The 6,465-nt window shown below is 73.6% G+C and carries 7 protein-coding genes; 3 read left to right on the forward strand and 4 right to left on the reverse strand.

Annotation, left to right across the window (positions count from 1 at the left end; all coding sequences use genetic code 11):
* Positions 1 to 30: 30 nt before the first annotated feature.
* Complete coding sequence (locus tag ACFU7Y_RS37610; RefSeq protein WP_308020260.1) at positions 31 to 624, reverse strand: DNA-3-methyladenine glycosylase I; 594 nt, start codon at positions 622 to 624, stop codon at positions 31 to 33.
* On the reverse strand, positions 621 to 1,061 hold the full coding sequence (locus ACFU7Y_RS37615; RefSeq protein WP_224282680.1) for a DivIVA domain-containing protein: 441 nt from the start codon (positions 1,059 to 1,061) through the stop codon (positions 621 to 623). Before ACFU7Y_RS37615 ends, ACFU7Y_RS37610 begins: the two co-directional genes overlap by 4 nt.
* A 181-nt stretch (positions 1,062 to 1,242) precedes the next feature.
* On the opposite strand from ACFU7Y_RS37615, the gene folP reads away from it, so the two are divergent.
* Positions 1,243 to 2,055: a dihydropteroate synthase gene (gene folP / locus ACFU7Y_RS37620; RefSeq protein ID WP_380771045.1), complete on the forward strand. Its 813-nt coding sequence runs from the start codon at positions 1,243 to 1,245 to the stop codon at positions 2,053 to 2,055.
* A 68-nt stretch (positions 2,056 to 2,123) separates the two neighbouring features.
* Here the strand turns inward: folP and ACFU7Y_RS37625 are convergent, their stop codons facing one another.
* Together ACFU7Y_RS37625 and dapE are read right to left on the reverse strand one after the other, a co-directional pair.
* On the reverse strand, positions 2,124 to 2,933 hold the full coding sequence (locus tag ACFU7Y_RS37625) for a TIGR00730 family Rossman fold protein (RefSeq protein WP_224282681.1): 810 nt from the start codon (positions 2,931 to 2,933) through the stop codon (positions 2,124 to 2,126).
* 111 nt (positions 2,934 to 3,044) lie between these two features.
* Positions 3,045 to 4,121: a succinyl-diaminopimelate desuccinylase gene (dapE, locus tag ACFU7Y_RS37630; RefSeq protein WP_224282682.1), complete on the reverse strand. Its 1,077-nt coding sequence runs from the start codon at positions 4,119 to 4,121 to the stop codon at positions 3,045 to 3,047.
* Between the two features lie 134 nt (positions 4,122 to 4,255).
* Between dapE and ACFU7Y_RS37635 the strand changes: the two genes are divergently transcribed.
* Positions 4,256 to 5,314 carry a hypothetical protein gene (locus tag ACFU7Y_RS37635; protein ID WP_224282683.1) on the forward strand — a complete coding sequence of 353 codons (1,059 nt, stop codon included), beginning with the start codon at positions 4,256 to 4,258 and terminating at the stop codon, positions 5,312 to 5,314.
* A 304-nt stretch (positions 5,315 to 5,618) separates the two neighbouring features.
* Positions 5,619 to 6,422, forward strand: coding sequence for a hypothetical protein (locus tag ACFU7Y_RS37640; RefSeq protein WP_380771044.1), 804 nt, complete (start codon positions 5,619 to 5,621; stop codon positions 6,420 to 6,422).
* The last annotated feature ends 43 nt before the right edge of the window (positions 6,423 to 6,465 follow it).

Genomic DNA, 6,465 nt, shown 5'->3' on the forward strand with positions numbered 1-6,465 from the left:
GGCCCGGGCCGGCCGGCCCGGGCCCGGGGCTCAGCCCTTGGCGCCGGTGCGGACGTGGCAGTCCGCCAGGTGGTCGTCGACCAGCCCGCAGGCCTGCATCAGGGCGTAGGCGGTGGTCGGGCCGACGAAGCGGAAACCCGCCTTCTTCAGCGCCTTCGCCAGCGCCGTCGACTCCGGCGTGACGGCCGGCACCTCGCTCATCGCGCGGGGGGCCGGTCGGCCCGGATCGACGGCGAACTGCCAGATCAGCGCGTCCAGGCCGCCCTCCAGGTCGCGGGCGACCCGCGCGTTGGCGATCGCCGCCTCGATCTTGGCCCGGTTGCGGATGATGCCGGTGTCGGCGAGCAGGCGCTCCTTGTCCGCCTCGCCGAACTCGGCGACCTTGGCGATCTCGAAGCCCGCGAACGCGGCCCGGAAGCCCTCGCGGCGGCGCAGGATGGTCAGCCAGGACAGGCCGGACTGGAAGGCCTCCAGGCAGACCCGCTCGAACAGCGCGTCGTCGCCGTGCACCGGGCGGCCCCACTCGGTGTCGTGGTAGACCCGGTAGTCGTCGGTGGAGTCGCCCCAGCCGCAGCGGCGCAGGCCGTCCGCGCCGAGAACCGCGCCCTCGACCGCCTCCGTCACTTCTCCGTCCCCGGCTTCGCGTCCTCGGGGGCCTGCTCCGCGGCCGGCTGCTTGGCGAGCACCACGGCCGGCTCGACCACCCGGGCGAACTGCTCCAGTCCGGGCAGCGGTTCGGCCGCCGGGTCCGGTGCGGTGGTCGCCTCGACCGCGCCGCGCAGGTGGGCGGCGGCCTCCAGCTCGGCGATCCGCGCGTCGCGGTAGGCGAGTTCGGCGCCGAGGCGGTCCAGGACGTCGTCCACCTCGTCCATCCGGTAGCCGCGCAGCGCCATCGGCAGGCGCAGCTCGTCCACGTCCGCCTTGCCCAGCGGGCGGTCCTGCGGCAGTCGCGCGGAGATGCGGTCCGGTGCCGCCTCCGGCATCGAGCCGCCCCCGCCGAGCGCCACCAGGGCGGCGCCGCCGACCACCACGGCCATGGCGACCACGATCACCCAGAACACGAGCTGTCCTCCCGAACTCCCGGCCGGTCCGCTATGTGGTGGCAGGTAACCACACTGATCATGACAGCATGGTCCCTTAGTGAGGCCGGGGGCCATCATCGCACCCGCAGGAGCTGTGGAGGAGACATCGGTGGCACTGCGCCTGGGACCGCGGGAATTCGGTGACGACGAGCTGGTGATCATGGCCATCGTCAACCGGACGCCGGACTCGTTCTTCGACAGGGGTGCGACCTTCGCCGACGAGGCCGCCTTCGCCGCCGCGGACCGGGCGATGGCCGAGGGCGCGGCGATCCTGGACATCGGCGGGGTGAAGGCCGGGCCGGGCGACGAGGTCACGGTCGAGGAGGAGCTGCGGCGCACCGTGCCCTTCGTGGCCGAGCTGCGCAAGCGCCACCCCGAGGCGGTGATCAGCGTGGACACCTGGCGGCACGAGGTCGGCGATGCGGTCTGCGCGGCGGGCGCGGACCTGCTGAACGACGCCTGGGGCGGGGTGGACCCGAAGCTCGCCGAGGTGGCCGCCCGGTACGACGCCGGGCTGGTCTGCACCCACGCGGGCGGCGCCGAGCCCCGTACCCGGCCGCACCGGATCGGGTACGAGGACGTGATGGCGGACATCCTGCGCGTGACCGTGGGGCTGGCCGAGCGCGCGGTGGAGCTGGGCGTGCGGCGGGATGCGGTGATCATCGACCCGGGGCACGACTTCGGCAAGAACACCCGGCACTCGCTGGAGGCCACCCGGCGGCTGCCGGAGATGACCGCGACCGGCTTCCCGGTGCTGGTCTCGCTCTCCAACAAGGACTTCGTCGGCGAGACCCTGGACAGGCCGGTGGACGAGCGGCTGCTCGGCACCCTGGCCACCACCGCGGTCTCGGCCTGGCTGGGCGCGCAGGTCTACCGGGTGCACCAGGTCGCGGAGACCCGCCAGGTGCTGGACATGGTCGCCTCGATCCGGGGCACCCGCCCCCCGGCGGTCGCCCGCCGGGGGCTGGCCTAGGACCCCTTGATGGCGCTCGGCTCGCCTCCGGAGCGCTCGGGACCCGGTGCCGACGCTCGTCGCTCCGGCTAGATCTCGTTGGTGGGCCGGCGGGCGTCGGCGAGGATCTTCATGACCTCGTCGATCTCGTCGGTGATGTGGAACAGCTCCAGGTCGTGCGGGGCCGCCTTGCCCTGCTCGACCAGGGTGTTCTTCAGCCACTCGTACAGACCGCCCCAGTAGGCGCTGCCGTAGAGGATCACCGGGAAGCGGGTGACCTTCTTCGTCTGCACCAGGGTGAGCGCCTCGAACAGCTCGTCCAGCGTGCCGAGGCCGCCGGGCAGGACCACGAAGCCCTGCGCGTACTTCACGAACATCGTCTTGCGGACGAAGAAGTAGCGGAAGTTCAGCCCGAGGTCGACGAACTCGTTGAGGCCCTGCTCGAAGGGCAGCTCGATGCCGAGCCCGACGCTGAGGCCGCCGGCCTCGGAGGCGCCGCGGTTGGCGGCCTCCATCGCGCCCGGGCCGCCGCCGGTGATCACCGCGTAGCCGGCCTCGGCGAGGGCCCGGCCGATGGCGACGCCCGCCTCGTACTCGGGCGAGTCGACCGCGGTCCGGGCGGAGCCGAAGACGCTGATCGCGGGCGGGAGTTCGGCGAGGGCGCCGAAGCCCTCGACGAACTCGGAGGTGATCCGCAGCACCCGCCACGGGTCGGTGTGCAGCCAGTCGGTGGGGCCGGTGGTGTCCAGCAGACGCTGGTCCGTGGTGCTCGTGCCGACCTGGTCCCGGCGCACCAGCACCGGGCCCTTCTGCTTCTCGGGCCAGGCCTTCTTCTTCCGCGGCACCCCGACCTGCTCGGGGCCGTGACCGTAGCGCTTCTCGTCTCCTGTGCCTGTCATGACGAAACCCTACGCCCGCCCTCCCCCGTTTTCAGGCAACGGGGGAAGGTCGGTTGAGCATCCGGAAGATGTCGTTCGGCTGCCGGCCGGACGAGCGGTGCCGCGCGCGGTTCAGCTGGTCAGCCAGCCGCGCAGGCGCTCCTCGGCCTCGGCGATGGCGCTCAGCGAGCAGTGCTCCTCCCGCTTGTGCGCCAGGTTCGGGTCACCGGGGCCGTAGTTGACCGCCGGAACGCCGAGCGCGCTGAACCGGGCGACGTCGGTCCAGCCGAACTTGGCCCGGGCCTGGCCGCCGGTGGCCGCCACGAAGGCCTGGGCGGCCGGCTGGGAGAGTCCGGGCAGGGCACCCGCCGCGAAGTCGGTGACGGTCAGCTCGAAGCCGTCGAAGACCTCGCGCACGTGCTTCTCCGCGTCCGCCTCGCTGCGGTCCGGCGCGTAGCGGAAGTTGACCGTCACGACGCACTCGTCCGGGATCACGTTGCCGGCCACGCCGCCGTCGATCCGGACCGCGTTCAGGCCCTCGCGGTACTCCAGGCCGTCGATCTCCACCCGGCGCGGCTCGTAGTTCGCGAGCCGGGTGAGCACCTCGGCGGCGTGGTGGATGGCGTTGTCGCCGAGCCAGCTGCGGGCCGCGTGGGCGCGCACGCCGGTGAGCCGCACCTGTGCCCGCAGGGTGCCCTGGCAGCCGCCCTCGACCATGCCGCCGCTGGGCTCCATCAGCACCGCGAAGTCGCCGGCCAGCCATTCCGGGTGGTCCTTGGCGAGGTGGCCCAGGCCGTTGCGGTGGGCCTCCACCTCCTCGCAGTCGTAGAAGACGAAGGTGAGGTCGCGGTTGGGCTCGGTCAGCGTGGCGGCGAGGCGCAGCTGGACGGCCACGCCGGACTTCATGTCCGAGGTGCCGCAGCCGTAGAGCAGGTCGCCCTCGACGTACGAGGGGAGGTTGTCGGCGATCGGCACGGTGTCCAGGTGGCCGGCCAGGACGACGCGCTCGGCCCGGCCCAGGTTCGTCCGGGCGACCACGTTGTTGCCGTGGCGGTCCACGGTGAGGTGCGGGTAGCCGCGCAGCGCGGCCTCCACGGCGTCGGCGAGCGCCTGCTCGTCGCCGCTCACCGAGGGGAAGTCGACGAGCCGTGCGGTCAGCGTGCCGCCGTCGAGAGTGAGGTCCAGGGGCGTCGGGTTCGGGCTGCTCATGGGCGTCAGCCTAGTCCGCCCGGTGCGGCCGCCCCGTGACACGGATCGGACTCGGTTCGGCAACCGGGGGGCGCCGCACATCCGTCCGAGTGGGTACGGTGTCGGATCAAGAAGCAGGCGCGAGAGGGGCGACGGTGGCCAGGAGAAGGAGCAGCGAGGAGCTGGGCGACGAAGAGGAGCCCACTCGCCGCCGCGGGCCGCTGCGCGCCCTGCTGATGGTGATCGTCGGGCTGCTCGGCCTGGCCCTGGTCGCCGGTCTGGCCGTGGTCGGGATCTGGTGGTTCGGCTTCAAGCCGGGCGCGTCCGAGGAGTGCACGGTGAAGACCGCGGCCGGCAACGGCACCCTGGAGCTGCCGCAGGCCGCCAACGCCGCGACGATCGCCGCGGTGGCGCGCTCGCGCGCGCTGCCGGACCGGGCCACCACGATCTCGCTGGCAACCGCCATGCAGGAGTCCAAGCTGCGCAACCTCGCGGGCGGCGACCGGGATTCGATCGGCCTCTTCCAGCAGCGGCCGTCGATGGGCTGGGGCACCCCGGCGCAGATCTCGGACCCGGTGTACGCGACCAACAAGTTCCTGGACGGCCTGGTCAAGGTCCCCGGCTACACCCGGATGCCGCTGACCGACGCCGCGCAGACGGTGCAGAAGAGCGGCTACCCGCAGGCCTACGCCAAGCACGAGACCAAGGCGACCCTGCTCACCTCGGCGCTGGCCGGCCGGGAGCCCGCCTCGTTCTCCTGCGTGGTGCACGACTACGCCAAGCCGGACCCGGCGGACTCCGCCTCCGCCACCCCGGGCGCCACCGCGACCCCGGCCGCGGCGCCGGACCGGGCCCAGGTGCTGTCCGACCGGGTGCGCCGGGAGTTCGGCCGCACGGTGACCCCGGCGACCGGCTACACCTCGACCATCAAGGGCGCCGAGAACGCCGTCTCGCTGACCCCGGACCCGGCCACCGCCGCGCTGACCTCCTCCTCGGACGCGGGGGCGGACGGCGGGGTGGGCGCCGAGCGGGCCGGCGGCTGGGAGGTCGCCCACTGGGCGGTCGCCCAGGCCCAGCAGCTGGGCATCGCGACGGTCGCCTACGACGGGAAGATCTGGCGCAAGTCCAAGTCCGAGGACGGCTGGCAGACCCAGACCTCGGGCACCTCGACCAAGCTCGTCCAGGTCACGCTGGCCCCGGCCGACAAGAGCTGACGCACAGGTGTTCGGGTTGCCGCCGGACGGGTGATTCCGGTCAACCCCGGTGGACCGACCGCCCGTTCCGGCGAACCGGGGTGGAGAACCGTCACTCCCCTTGGCCGGGGCCGGTTCGGCAGCGTCCGACCGGGCCCGGCGGGCCGCCCTGCTGTGGTCATACGATCCGATGGTCGGTCAGGAAGTTTCCTTGCATCGGCCGAAACCTTCTGGCTTCTCAAGCGGTAACAACGTCGTCCGCCCGGTCGGCCACGCCCGGTCCCTTGGGCGGACGGGACGGACCCAGACCCCTTCGAGGAGCCCCATGTCTCACCCCCTCACGCGCCGGATCGCCCAGGCCGCGCTCGTCGTGGCCGCCGGAGCGACCCCGCTGGTCGCGGCCGGCTCCGCGTTCGCCCTGGGCGGGGACGCCCTGCTGCCCAAGAGCGACCTCGCGGCACCGCTGGGCCAGCTGACCAACTCCGACGCCGGTTCCACCCTCCAGCACACCACCCACCAGCTCGGCCAGGCCGCCGGCACCACCGGCGCGGCCACCGTCGCCGCGGGCGTACCGGCCTCCGCCGACGCCGCCGGCAACATCGTCGCCCAGCAGCTGCCCGAGGCGAACGAGAAGGCCGGCACGCTGACCGCCCCGGTCGACCAGACCGCCGCGACCGCCGGTCAGCTCTCCTCGGTCACCCCGAAGGTCGCCTCGACACTGGCCGGCAAGCTCGGCGAGGCCGTCACCGGCAAGGCCGCGGGCACCCGCAGCGCCACCGCCGGCACCAGCCCGCTCGGCGGGCTCACCGAGGCCGGCTCGGTCACCCAGGCCCTGCCGGGCGCCGAAACGCTCACCGGCGCCGTCCCCGGCGGCACCGCCGTCGCCGACGCGCTGCCGGTCGGCGCGGTGCAGCGGGCGCTGCCGCTCGGCTCGGTCGAGCGCGCCCTGCCGTCCGACCTGCCCGCCACCGACGTGCTCGGCCTGGCCGAGCACGGGTCGGCCAACCGCCTCGGCGGTGCCGACCTCGGCTCGAACAACCCGCTGTCCGGCCTCACCGGCTCGCTCGGCCCGATCGGCGGCCTGCTGGGCGGTCTCAACGGCGGCAAGCTCAACGGCCTGCCGCTGTAACCCCCGTTTCCGGGGAGCATGCCGAAGGGGGCCGGTGTCCGTG

This window comes from Kitasatospora sp. NPDC057542 (assembly GCF_042801945.1).
Classification (GTDB): Bacteria; Actinomycetota; Actinomycetes; order Streptomycetales; family Streptomycetaceae; genus Kitasatospora.